11 protein-coding genes and 1 pseudogene are annotated in these 18,306 nt (G+C 36.5%); 9 read left to right on the top strand and 3 right to left on the bottom strand.

Annotated elements, in window-relative coordinates; genetic code table 11:
- Window positions 1–79: 79 nt before the first annotated feature.
- The 5 genes from JFC07_RS04085 to JFC07_RS04065 are packed head-to-tail and all read left to right on the top strand — an operon-like array spanning window position 80 to window position 7,788.
- Window positions 80–895 (top strand): TnsA endonuclease N-terminal domain-containing protein, encoded by an 816-nt coding sequence (locus JFC07_RS04085; protein ID WP_198328228.1) that lies wholly within the window; start codon window positions 80–82, stop codon window positions 893–895.
- On the top strand, window positions 879–2,978 hold the full coding sequence (locus JFC07_RS04080) for a TnsB C-terminal domain-containing protein (RefSeq protein ID WP_198328226.1): 2,100 nt from the start codon (window positions 879–881) through the stop codon (window positions 2,976–2,978). Before JFC07_RS04085 ends, JFC07_RS04080 begins: the two co-directional genes overlap by 17 nt.
- 7 nt (window positions 2,979–2,985) lie before the next feature.
- Window positions 2,986–4,674 (top strand): AAA family ATPase, encoded by a 1,689-nt coding sequence (locus tag JFC07_RS04075; RefSeq protein ID WP_198328224.1) that lies wholly within the window; start codon window positions 2,986–2,988, stop codon window positions 4,672–4,674.
- 1 nt (window position 4,675) lies between these two features.
- A complete protein-coding gene (locus tag JFC07_RS04070) occupies window positions 4,676–6,223 on the top strand; it encodes a TnsD family Tn7-like transposition protein (protein WP_198328222.1) in 1,548 nt (515 codons plus the stop codon).
- Entirely contained in the window at window positions 6,220–7,788 is a 1,569-nt protein-coding gene (locus JFC07_RS04065; protein WP_198328220.1) for a Tn7-like element transposition protein TnsE, read from the top strand. The genes JFC07_RS04070 and JFC07_RS04065 overlap by 4 nt, the downstream gene beginning before the upstream one ends.
- A gap of 43 nt (window positions 7,789–7,831) precedes the next feature.
- Here JFC07_RS04065 and JFC07_RS04060 read toward each other — a convergent pair whose 3' ends face one another.
- From JFC07_RS04060 to JFC07_RS04050, 3 genes are all read right to left on the bottom strand, one after another.
- Window positions 7,832–8,452 carry an AbiV family abortive infection protein gene (locus tag JFC07_RS04060; protein ID WP_198328217.1) on the bottom strand — a complete coding sequence of 207 codons (621 nt, stop codon included), beginning with the start codon at window positions 8,450–8,452 and terminating at the stop codon, window positions 7,832–7,834.
- A gap of 137 nt (window positions 8,453–8,589) precedes the next feature.
- On the bottom strand, window positions 8,590–9,519 hold the full coding sequence (locus tag JFC07_RS04055) for a TIR domain-containing protein (protein ID WP_198328215.1): 930 nt from the start codon (window positions 9,517–9,519) through the stop codon (window positions 8,590–8,592).
- Between the two features lie 54 nt (window positions 9,520–9,573).
- Entirely contained in the window at window positions 9,574–9,822 is a 249-nt protein-coding gene (locus JFC07_RS04050; RefSeq protein ID WP_198328212.1) for a YuaX family protein, read from the bottom strand.
- 202 nt (window positions 9,823–10,024) lie between these two features.
- On the opposite strand from JFC07_RS04050, the gene JFC07_RS04045 reads away from it, so the two are divergent.
- The 4 genes and pseudogenes from JFC07_RS04045 to JFC07_RS04030 form a co-directional block, all read left to right on the top strand.
- Window positions 10,025–12,046: a site-specific DNA-methyltransferase gene (locus JFC07_RS04045; RefSeq protein WP_198328211.1), complete on the top strand. Its 2,022-nt coding sequence runs from the start codon at window positions 10,025–10,027 to the stop codon at window positions 12,044–12,046.
- A gap of 47 nt (window positions 12,047–12,093) precedes the next feature.
- Complete coding sequence (locus JFC07_RS04040) at window positions 12,094–15,048, top strand: type III restriction-modification system endonuclease (RefSeq protein ID WP_198328209.1); 2,955 nt, start codon at window positions 12,094–12,096, stop codon at window positions 15,046–15,048.
- 73 nt (window positions 15,049–15,121) lie between these two features.
- Window positions 15,122–17,887 (top strand): TrlF family AAA-like ATPase, encoded by a 2,766-nt coding sequence (locus JFC07_RS04035; protein WP_198328207.1) that lies wholly within the window; start codon window positions 15,122–15,124, stop codon window positions 17,885–17,887.
- Between the two features lie 183 nt (window positions 17,888–18,070).
- Window positions 18,071–18,217, top strand: a pseudogene (locus JFC07_RS04030) (transposase); the annotation flags it as partial.
- Window positions 18,218–18,306 lie beyond the last annotated feature (89 nt).

The following is an 18,306-nucleotide window of genomic DNA, read 5'->3' as shown; positions in this document are numbered from 1 at the left end:
ACTGAGTAATAAAGTATCATACTGTTGACTCCGCTATTACCCCCTGCTAAAGTTTATATAACTTTAGCAGGGGTTTTTTATGCTTTCAAAAAAACAAGAAAAGTGGCTTAAAGAAGGTAGAGGTCAGGGGGAGTTTGCCGAGTACAAACCTTGGATAAAAATATCTGATATATCGTCGTCAGGTCGATCCCATAGGGTTTTCGGTCACAAAACAAGACGTACTCACCATTTAATGTCTGATTTAGAGCTAGCAACATTTCTATTTCTTGAATGGAGTCAAGAAATAATAGATATTCGAGAGCAATTTCCTCTTAAATTTGATGAAACCCTTCAGATTGCAGAGAATATGCAAGTAAAGCATCCTGCTATTAGAGGCAATACTCATGTTATGACATCAGACTTTTATGTTGTGAGCTCTGATAAAGAGCTTAGCCAATTTGTTTTGCAGGCAAAATATTCAAAAGATCTAATGAAGCCCAGAACTCTAGAGAAACTAGAGATAGAGCGTCGATACTGGCACTCTAAAGGCATTTCGTGGCAGATAATCACTGAAAAAGACATACCTATAGACGTTCAAAATAACATTAAATGGCTATATCCAGAAACTACTCTAAATAGGTCAGTTGATACTCAAGACAGTCTGAATTTTTACGCTAAGGAATTTACCAAATATCCTGAAAAAAGCATTATCGCTGTGTGCAAAGATATTGATACTGCATATTTCAGTGAGGTAGGCAGTTCGCTTAATGAGTTGAGAACGCTATTAGGGCTGAGGTTCTTCACATTCGACCTTCGCATAGGCTTCAGAAAGCTAAAGTGTAGCGACATTCAAATAAGTAACTCTCATTATTGGGACTTAATGACTGAGGAGCTTGGATATGTTGCGAATCAATGATGTCTATAGTAATCAAGGTTCAACGTATAGAATACTAAGCCTTTTACCAGAGCAAGTTGTTTGGATTGAGATTGATCGTACATCCGCATTGCCTGAACTTGTACTTATGAAGGATCTAGTGAATCTGATTGAAGAGGGTGTGTGTTATATCACTGACGACCCTCATCAGAGTTTACTGTTACAAACTCCAAAAGATGGCAGTAAAGCTCAGTTAAAACGAGATGAGAGTTATGAGCTTATTAAGCCTATTGTAAGTCACCCTTTATATTACCTTCCAGAGGAACGTGCAAATTTCATTAATGAGATTGTTGACTCTAAAAGAAGTACAAAGCAAACGCTATATCGGTTACTTCGTAGGTATTGGCAAAAAGGCCAAGTACCTAATGCTCTACTTCCGAACTATAAAAATTCTGGAGCGAAAGGAAAAAAGCGTATTGCTAAAGATAAAGAGCTAGGTAGGCCTAGGCTCTATAAGGAAGGGGTTACTGCCGTTATTAATGAAGATGTAGAAAGGCTCTTCTCAATCACTATAAATAAGTACTTATTAAACGATAGCAAGCATACAGTCGTCTATGCTTACCGAAAATTTAAAACAATGTATCGCTCTTTAAATCCAGATGTTAAAGAAGAGGACTTTCCTAGTATCTGGCAGTTTAAATACTTTTATGACAAGAACTTTACTTCCGTTCAAAAACTCAAAGCCAGATATAATAAAATCAGTTATAACAAAGATGTGAGACAGTTAAGCTCGACTGTTAACACTCAAGTTCTTGGCCCTGGTTCACGCTATGAGATCGACGCTACTATTGCAGATATTTATCTAGTATCTGATTCAGATAGGCAGAGTATTGTAGGTCGTCCAGTTATTTACTTCGTTACAGATGTGTTTAGCCGCATGGTAGCAGGTTTTTATATTGGATTTGAAAACCCTTCCTATGCCACGAGTATTCAAGCCTTAGAGATGGCAGTAGCGGATAAACAAAGTTACTGTAAAAATAATGGTATTAATATCACAGCTGACGATTGGCCATGTATAGGCTTGCCAGATGCAATTCTCGCAGATCGTGGAGAATTACTAGGTCATCAAATTGAGACCTTGGAAAAAAGCTTTTCAGTTCGAGTAGAGAATACCCCTCCTTATCGTGGCGACTTAAAGCCTATTGTGGAGCGTTACTTTAAAACCATGCAGGCAAAGTTCAAACCATTTGCGCCAGGAGTAGTCACAGGGGTTAAAGAGAAGAAAAAAGGTGGCAACGACTACCGATTAGATGCTGCTTTGACAATTTCAGATTTAAAAAAAATTCTTATTAATTCAATTTTGATGCATAACAATGCTCATCAATTAAGTCACTATGATAGAGATAGTGATATGCCATCTGACTTACCTCTAGTTCCTATTGAATTATGGAAGTGGGGGTTACAACATCGAACAGGTAGGCTTCGTGCTGTCTCAGCGGATGCTTTATACATAGCGCTATTACCTCAAAAAAAAGCCAGCATTTCAGATTTAGGTATCAAGCTCTTTGGTAATTACTATATTTGTGCTGAAATAAGAGAAAAAGGCTGGCTTCATCGGAAAAACACAATCAATAGACCTAAATCGATTAAAGTTGCTTACGATCCTTTAGATGCAAATACAATTTTTATCTTTTATGAACAAGGTAGCCTCAATTATTGGAAAGCCCATTTATCCGATAGATCAAGAGAGTTTAAGGGCTGTAGTTTTTGGGAGGTGTGGCAAATACAAGAAGAGCAGAAAAAAACAGCTGCCAATCAAGAGCTTAAAAGTAGTTTCGCATTAGAAACCCTTGAACGAGAAAATGAAAAAATCATAAAAGAAGCTATGAAGGCTAAACCAACAGCATTTAAAAGCAAGTCAGCTCAGTTAGCTAATATCAATGATAACAAAAGGTTAGCTAAAGATGAGGAGCGACAGGACAGGCAGAAAAGCAAGTTTAAAAAAGGTGAGTTAATTCAACTGCCTACGACCAAAAAAAGCACGAGAAGTCAAAGTGAACTGGATGATGAAGAGCTAGCGCTTAAGTTCCCAGTTTATCATGATATTTTATCTGAAGATGACTGATTACAGAATGTTGGAGACAGTAATAATTAATGCAGTTTATAAAGAAAGCTTTGGTTCTTACAAAGGGAACCCCTTTATTGAGGCACTGCCTGACATTCTAGAACCAGAACAAGTGGTCAAAAAACTTAAAGGTAGTATAAAGCTCAATCATTCTTACTGTCAGGCTTCCTCTTCTATTAGAGCACATTTGATATCTCAAATGATGGGTCTGTTTTTTCAGCCTATCAACCGTCATATTGATCTTGAGAAGAAGTTATCAATAATGATTCGTGAAGGGTATGTTGGACGCAATCCTAAAGACGGCTCTTTAAATACTCATCTTCAAAATGGCTATGAGCGTTTAATGTCTGGTGAGGACGATGTGATTAGGTTTCCTACAGCGACTTCTACAGCTCGTAGCTTGGCATTTATAGGCTGCTCAGGTAGTGGTAAAACGACCACTCTTAATAAAATTCTATCAACTTATCCTCAAGTTATTTATCATTCAGAATTAAACTTCACTCAAATTGTTTACTTAAGAGTAGATTGTCCACACGATGGCTCACTTAAAAGCCTATGCCTTCACTTTTTTAGAGCAATCGACCAAGCTTTAGACTCTAATTATGAAAAAAAGTATGCGCTAAAACGACATAGTATTGAAACTTTATTGAATTTGATGCGTCAGATTTCTAATCACCATGCTATCGGACTGTTAGTAATAGACGAAATACAACATCTCAGTGTTAATAAGTCTGGCGGTGCTGAGAAAATGTTGAATTTTTTTGTGACGCTAGTAAATACGGTAGGTCTTCCTGTCGTTATGGTTGGAACACCAAAAGCTAGATTTATATTTGAAGGAGACTTAAGATCAGCTCGACGTGGAGCAGGTTTTGGCTCAGTTTTTTGGGAGCAGATGGCACAAGAACCAAATATAGTTTTAGCAGATGGCAAAACATATAAATCTGAATGGAACAGGTTTACGGATAATTTGTGGAAGTATCAATGGTTGAGAAAAGCAGATGTTGTCTTATCTGACGATGTAAGAAGTCGTTGGTATGATCTGTCACAAGGTATTTTAGATATCGTAGTTAAGCTTTTTGTACTAGCTCAGCTCAGAGCTATAGATTCAGGGATAGAACGTATTACGGTTAAACTACTGCAGACCACTTACGATGAAGATCTAAGACCTATACATCCTATGATAGAAGCCTTGCAATCTGGTAGAGCAGATAAAATTGCCGAGTTTTCAGATCTAGTAATACCCGACATCGATAAAAAGTTACTGCAGCTCCAAAGTAAGCTACATCAAAAGAAGTCTGAGTTCGATGAGGTATCAGAATATCAGGGGTGCGAACTAAGCATTAGATTACATCGTATGTTAGTCGATATGGGGAAAGACTCCCCTGTACTAGTTCCTACAGTTAAAAAAGCAGTTTCTGAGCTACCTGAAGCCTCTATGCCCGAGTTGATGTCTATTATTTTAGAATGGTCGAAAGAGGTTAAAGTTGGAAGCAGCAATTTAAAAGATGATTCTCAAACGATTAATCGTACCAAAAAATCGAATTATATCAAACCAAAGGATTGGCATACGCTTGACTCTGAAGATTTACGTTATCAGTTCACTCAAAAGGAAAAAGATAATTCATTTTATGAGCACTTAAAAGATTTTACATCGCTAATATTTGATATTAATGACTGGCTACCTAAGGTGAGTTAGTATGATTAATCTTCCTATGCCATACCCTCAAGAATTGATCTATAGCACAGTTGCTAGGTATAAGATTAGAGCTGGATTGATTAGTCCAAAGCAGTTATTAGATGATGTTTTTGAAGATAGAGGAGTAGTTGCAACTGTTGATTTGCCATGCCATTTATCTAAAATAGCGAATCACTATCCTCATAACCGTTTTAATCTGAATTATATTGCATACCAGCATACGCTTTTTCCTTTGTATGCTCCTTTTATCCCTGAGTCTAGGCGACAAGAATGTTTGAGATGGATGGCTAATCATTCGCAAGGCGCTATTCACTTAGCAATAGGGAATAATGCATCAAGACTGCCCTCAGTAAAATATATCCGTTACTGCCCACAATGTTTTAATGAGCAGTTTAAAGATTATGGTGAATGGTATTGGTCACGTATGTGGCAAATTCCAGGCATAACTTGTTGTAGCAAGCATGGATCATTAGCGGATTCTTCAGTTGAATATCGTCCTAACTCCCGTCATGATTTTATTGCCCCTACTCCACATAACTGTAATATAAATCCACAAGGAAGTGTCAATGAAAATAATAGGTTCCTCATTTCTAAAATAACTGAGCTTTTATCCTTAGCTGAACAATCTTCTCCGACTTTTGAGCAGTGGACTGCTTTTTACCACGGTTTAGCTCGATCTAGTAACTGTATAAGAGGGTCTAAACATATCGACCACCTTCGTATACTAGAAAAGGTAAAAAATAGATGGCCATTAGAGTTATTGGAAACGAACAATCTTCATAGACTTAACAGTGAAACAGGTTGGCTTCGCGGTATTTTTCGTAAACATCGTAAATCGTTCAGTTATCTTGAACATATTATCGCTATTAGTTCATTATTGGAGCAAGAATGGACTTTTGAAGAAATAATAATGCAGGTGAAAAGCCAGAAAACCACCCTATCTGGTAAAATTACAAAAGCGAAAAATACCATAAAGCCCGACAGTGAATTGATAAAGTCAAATCGAAACCTATGGTTAGACTTGATTAAAGAACACCAATCGATTAAAGAAGCTAGAAAAGTTAATAAAGCTCTTTATGCATGGCTATATCGTAACGATAAGACATGGTTTATTAATACAAACAAAAACTACCATCAACGTCACATACCTAAAGGATTTACTGTAGATTGGCAAAAGCGAGATAACGAGTTTGTGAGGTCTTTGATCAAAATAAACGATCACACATGTTTCGACTTAACATTACCTCGTAAATCAAAAAAGTGGTGGATGAATCAAACTGATTCAGTCTCAATGATTGAAAAGAATCAAGATAAGCTGCCTCTAGTCTCAGCATTTTTGGATAGATATAGTGAAGACGTTAGTAACTATCAAATAAGACGGTTAAGCCAGGTATTAATTGATAGTATATCGAACAATCAAACTTTACAGCGCTGGGAGATATTACGACTGGCTAAATTGAGTGATGAGCGAATTACTCCTGAGTCTAGTAGGTTTCTAGAGCATGCATACAGTATTACAAATATGCGAATAAACAAGGTGAGTATATGATCGCTAAAGGTTTCCCTGAAGACTCGAAAATAATGTACGTTGCTAATATTTTCAAGTTTAAACACTTAAAGACATGGAATCTTGAGCTATACGTAACAAGCACTAGGAAAAATCAAATATTACATACTAGACTATCAAATCTACCAGCTCTCGCGAAAAGAAGAGTCATAAACCCTTCAGATGGGCAGTCTCGTAAAGGTGGCTACCCATTTGTTTTGAGTAATGTCTCTACTGCTAATTGGCAAGTAGGCATTGATTCAGAAAGTGGCGGTAATACCTTTGTGTTTGACTATATCAGACCAGATGAGTCAACAGTAACAGTCCATATACCTCAGATTGAGTTTGCACGAGTGTTATTTTTTCATAATGCCTATCTTGCTCGAAACTGTATTGATCACGGATTACTCAATAGAGAGTTTTGGATTCAAGACATGCCAAATGATTCAGTATTGGTAAATGTTTTGCCTATAAGCTCTCTACCTTTAAAAACTTTTGATCACGAAGGACAGAGACGCTTACTGGCTTGGATACTAATAGATGAAAATGCGCGTTCTTCCTATGAAAGTATTGCCAAAAATTTTATTGAAGAAGCTCAGGAAACTGAAGACAAGAAGACATGGTGCTTTAAATTTAGTCCGCCACGGCTTGATAACCTCTCACTAGACACTAGAGGTTGGATGCACAAGGATACTGGCAATTACTATGTTCATGAAATTATAGGCATCAGTAATATTCTCTCCTCTTTGCCCAAAAAAGTGCCATTTTATAGTGAGAAATTCAAAGCTGGTACGAGAGGCGGCGGTACAAGTAACGTAGCTAAGCCAAATGGTTCAGTAAGTAGTGATACTATTGATGATCAGCAAGAAGCAGATATTGACACTAAACCGAAAACGATAGAGGTGCCAACAACTTCCTTTAGCTTTGCAACTCCAATAGAAACTCGAAAAGTTGTCAAAAAAAGAGTTCCAGGCGCACAAGGAGCAGAGACTGAAGATTATGAAGAGTTAGTAGAACTAGATCTTGGTACAGATGAGGCCACAATTGACGGCACAGCATGCCAAGCAGACTTCTCTGGGCTTGAGGATGACAGCGATGTTTTAGAACTGTATATGCAACGATTTGAAGCCTTTAAGCTACTAATCAAGAGGCTATCAGAACGACCTAAGACTGACTGTACTGAAAAACTACATTTTTTACCTGCTGTTGGGCGCTCTAGGCTACATAGAACGATGGACGGCAATAGACGGTCTTTACTTGAAGTAAGAGTCAAAACTGACACTTCTCAGTTCGTCATTTTAGAGATAGATACTACTGACAACTCTAAGCCAATATCGACCTTAATAATAAAAATCAATGATTTAGATTACTGGGACGATCATATGGATGAGTTTCTGAGCTTAGTTGTTAAGAGATCACTGCGTTGGCCTAAGGCCAGTTATTTAAAAAAATTTGACGATGTGTACACCTTGAACCATCCTAAAAGTATGCTCGAACTTACTGAAAGTAGTGACGATTTTATACGATGGCAAAAGCGATTGGATACAGTTCTAGGTTTGGCTGAATGATTGCGGATGCTTAATATAAAAAACGAGCATAATTATATAATTTTCATTGAATGAGTATTTTTGTCACTCTTAAAAAAATCGCATCAGTTTCATCACTTGCTATAGAAGCAACAGCTGTCATACCCCAAAATAATTCACCAAATAGCTCAATAGCTATCAGTAGGTGTTCAGCTGATAAATTAATGCTTATGAATTTAGAGGGTATATGCAAACCTTCATTAGTTCGACTAAAATACAACGACTTTTCTCTAAGAGCTGAGTATTTCCCTGTTTCATAGTTCATTATTATCTCTTCAACTCTCTCTTTACCAATACTGTTATATAAGCGTTCAGAAGATAAAAATAAAGGGTCGATAGAGATCCTATGCTTTTTGCCATGATTAAAGAGAGGGTCTTTCGATCGCTTTACTCTTTGCTTCGTTTCTAGCTCTCCTCTTGAGCGCATGTGCCCAGCGTGAACTTTAGCAATTTCTTCGAATACAGTAATAGATAAAAATAGCGAAGGTGCTGCACTGTCAGTCATTAATAAGGTATATGAAGCTTTTATCAAATCAAAGATATGCATAATAGCAGCGTTATACTCATCTCTACTCTGTAATCCTGTATAACCATCAGAAATTGATAGAGATGCTTCGTATGCTATATGGTGACCTGTACTTTTCACTACGTGACTCTCCGTTGATGAGTACCAATGATAACTGCAAAGACTTAGATAGCCTTCAGTACTTAGCTATAGCAAACTGTATAAGCTACCCGTTCCAGAAAGTGGATCTAGATAGCCTGTTTTCGAGATAAACTTATCTACCCTAAGGACTTTAAAAGCTTATTACTGTCTAAATCATAGCCTGCTTCACTAAGCTCTTTTGATAGTAACTGTTTCCAAGCACCAGCATTATCTAATGGGTTCCAAATAACACCGCTAAAATCTGTCGGAATTTCTAAATCACCTGATCTAAATGCACATACCCTGTTCCGACCGAGTTTGCCCATAAAGTAACCTAACTCTAGAATCACATTTTGACGTGCTCGAGGTTGATAATTATCTGCATCTTTCGATTTACCCATATCATCTGGAGTCAGTAATATAATTGCAAACCCCACATCCGCATAATGCTCAATTTTTTCAATAATCGTTTTATTACCACTTGCCTGTTCATGAAGAATAATAGCTTCAAAATCATTTTTTTCTAGAAAACGCGCCATCATTTCTTTTGCATGATCGTCATGCCCATGAACGACAAATACTTTTCTATTAAATTGAGCTACAGCGTTAGCATCATGTGTCTTAAGCTCAGGCTCTATTTTGCTATTTGAAGCAACATATTCTTTGTAGTCGCGCACAAAGGGAATTATTAGCCCTCTAACTAAGTTGTGAATAGAGGAGATTATTTTATTGTCGCGGCTACTAAAAAATTCGTATGCAAAATTTGACGCATAACTTGTATCATCACCTAGTTTTTGAACTAATGCATACTTTAGTCCCAGGTCTTGTTCATCGTTACCAGTCCACTGTAGTCTGCTAGTGCCAAACATTCCTTGCTGAGTGGCATAGCTCGCCTCTAGAAATTGTTCTAAATTAATATTTTTAGTAAGTATTTTATTAAAAGGCTGTAAGTCTTCATGGCGTAACAACTGAGCTAGCTTTTCAAGCAACCCTTCATAGGTTTGGCTTTGTGAGGCTTGGAGATCTAACACGGTATTATCAATTTTTTTGAATAGATCAACGGCCATTTTTATTCTCCTCACTATCAGCCTGTATTCTTGCTTCACTTGCTTTATCTACAATCATCTGCCTATATTCTGCCTATATTCTGCCTTGATACCGTCAGCCATGTCGATAGCCACAGGATTTGAAGCGTAATTTTCGAACTTTTTATCAACCATGTTTTCCATTTCAACGATAGCTAACTCAATGCTTTCAGCACTTTCCGCATCGAACTGTATGCCTCCTAGTTCACCTTCAAGCTCACTAGTTACTTTGCCCAACTCACTTAATGTCTTGTCCAGTTGATCCAGCCCTTTTATCTCAATCATCTTATCTACTCCTATTTCATGACTATCGATTTTTATAAAGTTATAATATCAGGTTAATCTGTTTGCAGTGCATATCAGCCACGCACATGCGTCAGTATATGTCGCTTAAAATATCTTTATCATTGTTTGGATGGATTGGCTTTGTCATAATGCCAAAGCAGTTACATAAGCGCTCCTTTTACCTTACACCCTAGGAAGTATCATGACCAACCTGCCTACCGAAACTCTCTTTGATGAAACTGAAACGGCAAATAGCAAACAAATTGCTATCTTAAAGAAACATTTTCCTCAATGTTTCGATAAGGATGGCCATTTTCAGCCTGAAAAGATGATGGAAGTTGTAAAAGCCAACGAAGTAGATATGGTCAAGGAATCATATAGCTTAAACTGGCTTGGTAAAGCCTATGCTAGGCTGTTAACCAATTTACCTCCTCAAAAGCTACTAAAACCTGATACAACACATAATGAGAGCGTTGAAAACAGTGATAGCGGTAATATACTGATTAAAGGCGATAACCTTGAAGTGCTGAAGCATTTGGTCAATGGCTACCGTGAAAAAATTAAGATGATATATATCGATCCTCCTTACAATACGGGGTCAGATGGGTTTGTCTATAAAGATGACTTCAAGTTCACAGTAGATGATTTGAGCCGACTAGCAGGTATCGATAAAGCTGAAGCGGAACGAACGCTTAGTTTTAATGCTAAAGGCTCGAATGGCCATAGCGCTTGGTTAACCTTTATGTATCCAAGGCTGTATATTGCTCGTGAACTCATGCGCGACGATGGCGTGATCTTTATCTCCATTGACGAGAATGAGCTCTCTCAATTAAAAATTTTGTGTGATGAGATTTTTGGTGAGGTTAATTTTATTGAATGTATTTGCTGGAATAAACGAATCCCTAAAAATGATAAGGGAATTGGAAACATTCATGAGTACATCCTGCTTTATGCAAAAAATTCAAGTCTAAAACATGAGTTTTTAATGCCTAAAGAGGGGCTTGACGATATACAAGAGTTATTGAAAAAACTGAAGAAAGACAAAAAACCCATTTCAGAATCAGAAAAAGAAATAAAAAGATTTTATAAGAAAAATGATTATGATAGAGGTATAACGCTTTATAACTCCATGGATGAGCATTATCAGTTATGGGGAAAAATAAATATGAGCTGGCCAAATCAAGATACATTTGGGCCTGACTACGTAATACCTCACCCTAAGACAGGAAATCCAGTAAAAATGCCTGATCGTGGCTGGCGATGGAAGTTAGATACTTTTAATAAAGCAGCAAAAAGGATAGACAATGAATACACAGATATAAAAGAGCTTCACGATGGTAGTTTTATGTGCGGTCGAATCTGGTTTGCAGCCGACGAAAACACTCAGCCTAGTTCAATCACATATTTAGAAGAAGTAAAACAGTTCCTTCTTAGATCGATTTTATCGACTAAAAGTGATGGTGGTGTTGAGTTAGAGAAACTATTTAAGGGTAAGAGCTATTTTTCAAGACCAAAATCAACGTCACTTATCAAAACCTTAATTGCATCGGTGCAGAACTCTCAGGATGCTATTGTCTTAGACTTTTTTGCAGGCTCAGGTACTACTGCCCATGCTGTTATGGATCTGAATATAAGTGATAACTGTAACCGGAAATTTATTTGTATGCAGCTGCCAGAGCCTACTGATAACACCAAGGCCCCTCATAAAGCGGGTTACAAAACTATTTTCGATATTACTAAAGCTCGTATTACGAAAGTAGCTGAAAAAATTACTAAAGAAAATCCAGATTATCAGGGCGATCTAGGTTTTAAAGTTTTTGAGACCATAAATGACTTTCGTCCTAAGATAGATGATGATTTTGAAGTTGCCAATGAAAGCTTATTTGACGATATGGTATTAAGCGATGAGCAGTACCAAGCGCTGCTAGCGACATGGATGCTTTACGATAACAATGAGCTAACTGCAGACATTATAAGTATAGGCTTACAGGGCTATAACGCCGAGCTGGTTAATAAGAACCTATATCTAATCGCATCTGACTTTGGCACTCAAAATTTGAAGTGCTTGTTAGACAAGTTAGATGAAGATAAAAGTTTTGCGCCAGATAGAATCATAGTCAATGGCTACAACTTCGATACCGCTATACAGATGGAGTTAAATGAAGCCATCAAAAGCTATCAAAACAAAAAGAAGATCACTATCAATATTATTGTCAGATACTAAGTTTTTGATAGCTGTTTTCTTTTTTAACCATATATACGAGAGCGTCCATGGCAGGCTTTAATTTCGAACCAAATCTACCTCACCAAGAAAAAGCGATTATTGCGTTAATCAAATCGTTTTTGAATGTAGAGTTTCATTCTTCAAGAGACTATACCATCAATCAATATATCAACCCTAAGATCAGTTCTAAAGCTATAGCGCTAGCCACTGATATTGAACAAGTGCAAAAAGATAACGGTATATTTGGCACAGATAAACGCAGTGACGACCCTGTATTTGATATATCAATGGAAACGGGTACAGGTAAGACTTATACCTATACCAAAACCATGTATGAGCTTAACAAAATCTATGGGCTGTTTAAGTTTATCGTCGTCGTGCCTACTCTTTCTATTAAAGCTGGTACGGTAAACTTCCTAAAGAGTGACGCTTTGCGTGAGCACTTTCGCCATGATTTTCAAGGTGAATATCATGATAAGCAAATTGTCACTTACGTGGTTGAAAGCAAAAAAAGTAAGAAAGGCAAAAGATCCTATATGCCAGAGTCTGTGACTCAGTTTGTCAATGCCAGTCACGGTGACAAAAGTAAAATTCACGTTTTGGTGATTAACCAAGGCATGATTAACTCACCTACTATTCAAGAAGAAAGATTTGATCGAGCACTGCTCGGAGAGAAATACGATCGCGCCATCGATGCTTTAGCAGGTATCAACCCTGTCGTTATCATAGACGAGCCGCATAAGTTTCCACAAACTGGTAAAACTTGGAAAAGTATATCGAACTTAGAAGCTCAGTTCACGCTACGATATGGTGCAACTTTCAACAATGAGTATAAAAACCTCATTTACCATCTAACTGCTGTTGATGCCTTTAACCAAGACCTAGTCAAAGGAGTTACCGCCTATGTTGAAACCTTATCAGGTAATGACAACGCTAAGCTCACTTTAAAGTCATTAGATGGTAAAGAAGCCGAGTTTGAGCTTAGCGAAAATGGTACTAAGACTCGCCATATACTTGGTAGTGATGATTCACTTTCAAGCATCCATTCAGCGATACATAGTCTAAATATTGAAAAATTAAATAAAACTACTTTAGTGCTTAGTAACGGTATTGAGCTTAAAAAAGACGAAAGTATTAACCCATACTCTTATCATGAATCACTTCAAGACAGTATGATTCAAAAGGCTATCAAAGAGCACTTTAAACTGGAGCGAGAACTGCTTACCCGCAGTCCTCGTATCAAACCGTTAACTTTGTTCTTTATTGATGATATCGAGGGTTATAGAGACGGTAATGAGCTTGCTGGTAGTTTAAAAACACAGTTTGAGACTTGGGTACTAGCAATAGCTAAGTCGTATCTTACTAAAGAAACAGATCCATTTTATAAACAGTATTTAGAACGTACTATTAAAGATGTCAGCCTGACCCATGGTGGTTATTTTTCAAAAGATAACACGGGTAACGATGAAAAAATTGAAGCTGAGATTAACGAAATTTTGCATGATAAAGAAAGTTTATTGTCACTAGATAACCCTAGACGATTTATTTTCTCTAAATGGACACTACGCGAAGGATGGGATAATCCAAACGTCTTTCAAATCTGTAAGCTCCGTTCAAGTGGTAGTACGACTTCTAAATTACAGGAAGTTGGTCGAGGGCTGCGTCTTCCTGTTAATGAACACATGGCGAGGGAGAAGACCGATGACTTTCGCTTAAACTATTATGTCGACTTTACAGAAAAGGATTTTGTAGAGGAGCTGACTCAAGAGATTAATCAGACCTCTGTCTCAGAAGTAGTGCCAGAGGAGCTAAGTAATGAGTTAGTTGAGCAAATCAAAAATCATTATGAAGTGAGTAAAAGAGAGCTCAGTAATCAACTTTATGACCAAAACTTAATTGATGATGACGAGAAGTTCTTAGAGGGTGGTTATCAAGCCCTTAAAGACCTCTATCCTGATGCCTTTGGTAAAGCACTTAAAAAAGGCAAGATTGAGAATAAGTCTAAAGAGGACACAAAAGCGACAACCAAAGTTAGAGTCGGTAAGTATGAAGAACTTAAGGAGTTATGGGAGCTGATTAACCAGCGTGCCATTTTAGAATACCAGTTTGAAGATGAGGGCAATTTCTATGAAAAGCTTCTCATGGATTATCTCAAGCAAGAGATTGCTGCTGATAATTTCAGTAAGACTGGGCTCGTAACAAAAGTATCGAAGCTTCATATCCACAATAATCAAGCTGGTTATCAGAGTGTATATGATGATGAGGAAGACTTCGCAAAAATCAGCACCATGAGTTACGGTAGTTTTTTACGTCAGTTATCTGAAAAAACATACATAAAACTGCCAACCTTACATAAAGCGTTCGTTACGCTCAAGCATCTAAAAGATAAAGGTGAACAAGGTCTCGACATTAATGACTATTTGAACATCCAGACTATCCGTAAGTTTGCTGATGGGATAAAGCTATATCTGTTCAAGAATGCTATGCAGAAGTTTGAGATCGGCTATAACATCATATCTAATCAAGTGCACCCCACCAGCTATACAGATTCAACTGGCTCACCTTTACTCGAGTTAAAATCTGGTCAGCTTGGCGTTCGTTATGATGAAGGGAAGCCTGATGATGCCTTTCTTTTTGAAGATATTTTTTATGATTCGTCTTTAGAAAAGGAAAATATAAAAGAGCATATAAAGCACGTTACAGTATTTAGTAAGATTCCCCGAAATTCGATCAGAATACCAATATCTGGGGGTGGTACTTACTCACCTGACTTTGCTTATGTTGTTGAGACTGATAAAGGTCAAACGCTCAATTTAATCATTGAAACCAAAGACACTTCATCGTCTGATAGTCTGAGAGCAGAGGAAAATCGCAAGATAAAGCACGCTGAACGTTTATTTAATCAAATGGAGTCAGATGGACTGAGTGTGAGTTTTAGTACCCAGTTTCAAGATGATTTGGTGAAGGATATTATTAAAAAGGCGTTGGATCAGGCTAGATAGAGGAAGATGCGTCAATAATAAGAGCAAACTAAATAATAACTGTAACATTTCATTGGATAATAAGGACGTTAACATGTATAGAGGTTCAGAATGGGGTCGTTGGGATTTACATGTTCATACAAAAGGAACTGCTAAAAACGATCAATTTGGTGATATAACTTTTGAAAATTTTTGTGTCGAATTATTTAAAAAGGCTTTAGAGAAAGAGATTAAAGTAATAGGGATTACTGATTATTTTAATGTTGAAAATTATAAAAAAGTTAAGCATTTCCAGACTGAAGTACATACTAATCAGAGTTTTAATGATATAGAAAAAAATAGGATCGGTAAAATATTCTTAATACCAAATGTTGAATTAAGAGTAACACCTAGCACTGATAAAGGTGGACTGATTAATCTACATCTCCTATTAGATCCAGATTATTGCGAAGTTTACGAGTCACAGTTTGCCAGACTATTAAAATTTATCTACTCTGACACTAAGACTTATAGCCTTGATAGGAATGATCTGATACGCTTGGGAAAAGATGTAGATAATAATTATGTATTGGATGATGAAGCAGCACTTAAAAAAGGAGTTAGCAACTTTATATTAAACCCATCTGACATAATAAAGGCATTTCAAGAGATGCCAACCTTTAAAGATAATTGTATTATTACGGTCGCTAATTCCAATAAGGATGGTAATTCATCATATCAAGGTCATGAAAGATTTTTTCAAAAATCCGAAAACTCTACTCTGAGTAAGCTCCGAGAATCAATCTATAAATTATCTGATGTAATTTTTTCACCAAACCCTAAAGATATAAATTTTTTCCTAGGTAAAGAAAGTGAAAATAAAGATGAATTCTTAAAAAAACTTGGCTCATTTAAACCTTGTATTCATGGTAGTGATGCACATAATCTTGACAAATTATTTGAACCAGATAAACAACGATATTGTTGGATTAAGGCTGAACCATCTTTTGAAGGTCTGAAACAGATATTACATGAGCCTGAAACTCGTGTATATATAGGTTTAAATAGACCAGAACCTAAGACAGACTATGAGGTGATTGATAGAATTGAAATCAATCATGAAAACATAGGTACTAACGTTCTTTATTTGAATCCAAACCTTAATGCTATTATTGGTGGACGTTCTTCTGGCAAATCTACCTTAGTCCAGTGTATCGCTAACAAGGTTGCTCCTAGTTCTCTGAAAAATGGTGAACCAGAAAATCATGTTCAAGAAATTTCAGATTGTATTAAAATAATTTGGCAGGATAACAAGGAAGATGATACAAGGTCTATAGATTATTTTTATCAAGGTCATATGTTTCATAAAACACATGAAGAAGGTATTGAAAGTATAGTTAAAGATATCCTGTTCCAATTAAACCCGAAAGTCTATGAAGATAGTGATAAAAAAATTGCAGGGTTGAGACAAAAAAATGCTAGTCAGCTTTCGATCTATTTTAGTAATCAAGAACTTATCAACCAAAAGCTTGAACAGTCAAATAGCATTGGAAATAAAAGCGATATTTCACAGCAGATTGACAGATTAAATCAGTTAATAAACAAGTCTAGTGTTGGAAGCTATACTCAGCATGATCTTGAAGAGCATAGTAAAAAACAAGCTGCTTTGAAAAAGCTGGAGTATGATCTCACCACTCTTAAAAGCACTATAGAGGATATAAGTAATCTATCCGTAGAAAATGTATTAGAAATTAGCAATCCATTTTTAGATAATCCATTTTACCAATATGTAAAAAACACTACAGAAGAAAAGCTTAATAATATCGAAACGTTTGTTGAAGCCCAAATTGAAGAGTTAAAGCAAGCAGCAAAACTAGCTCTAGATAATACTAAGGATTATTATGAGGAGCAAATTTCTTTAATAGATACAGATAGTGAGTTTATCCAAATAGAGCAGTACCTTAAAGCTACTGAGTCGATAAAGCCATTAATAATCCAAAAAACTAGAGAAAATCAAAAGCTTGAAGTTATCACGCAGTTAGAAGATGAGATCAATGAAATTAGACATGAATCTAGCATAATTTTAACTAAAGCTCATGATAATTGGAGTTTAATAAATAAGGAGCCTTTACTTCTAACTGAAGAGATTGAAGTGCTTGAGGATAATAGCTTAGAAATATCACCTATTCCAAAGTTTCAGAGCGACAAGTTTAATGAGTTTATAGTCAAGTATATTAATCAACAACCAGAAAAAGCACAAAACTATGCAAATTTACAATTTCTTGATGTAGAAGCTCTATTTGTGGGTTTTATCGATATCAGTGAAGCATTGAAAAAGGGTTCGATTAAGCTGAAATCAGGCTTTACAGAAGAGAATTTTCATTCCGACTTCTTAACTACGACTTGGTTTAAGCTTAGCTATGATGTTCTCTATGAAGGCGATAGTTATATTGAGATGTCACAAGGCAAAAAAGCTTTTGTAGTTTTAAAATTAAGCCTAGAATGCAGCGAAAGAAAATGTCCAATAATAATAGATCAACCTGAAGATGATTTGGATAACAGAGCAATTTATACAGAACTTGTAACATACATTAAAGAGAAGAAATCCAAAAGACAAATCATTCTAGTAACACATAATGCGAATGTTGTGGTTAACGCTGATAGTGAGCAGATTATTGTTGCGAATCAACACGGATCTAAAACTCCTAATAATAACGGTAAAAAGTTTGAATATAAGCTTGGTAGTATTGAGTCGGACGTTAAGTCTAATTCTGAACATGCATCTATTTTAGAATCTAAAACCATAAAAGAACATGTTTGTGAAATTCTCGAAGGGGGGAATACTGCCTTCAAATTAAGAGAACAAAAATATAATTTTTGATTTGTTGAGAAGACTACTAAACACTAGGTTTGTTATCTAATCATGTATCGATAACAAACCTAGTTCTTTTGAGAATATAATGTCAAATTAAATCCTTTATATCCATCTTTAATGCATCACAAACTTCGGGAGTTTCCCAAACTCTGTGTAACTGCTTATAATCCACTAACAGGAGAATAAGCAATGACTACTCAATCTGACCTTAAAAAACTGGCCGAGCAAATGGCTGGTAGCATGAACAGCTTTGATGACATCAAAGACTTTCAAAAGCAGCTCATGCAATCTTTTATCGACACTGCCTTAGAAGCTGAGATGGAAGACCATCTTGGCGGAGTTTTTCAAGGTAGTTGTCACCATCAAGCTAAATTAAGCGGCTTGTAATCTTTGCTGTTGTTGCTCTTTTACAGGATTTAGCGTTG

This window comes from Psychrobacter faecalis (genome assembly GCF_016107575.1).
GTDB classification, from domain to species: domain Bacteria; phylum Pseudomonadota; class Gammaproteobacteria; order Pseudomonadales; family Moraxellaceae; genus Psychrobacter; species Psychrobacter faecalis.
The sequence above is the reverse complement of the archived record's forward strand: the minus strand, read 5'-3'. Positions and strand labels throughout refer to the sequence as shown.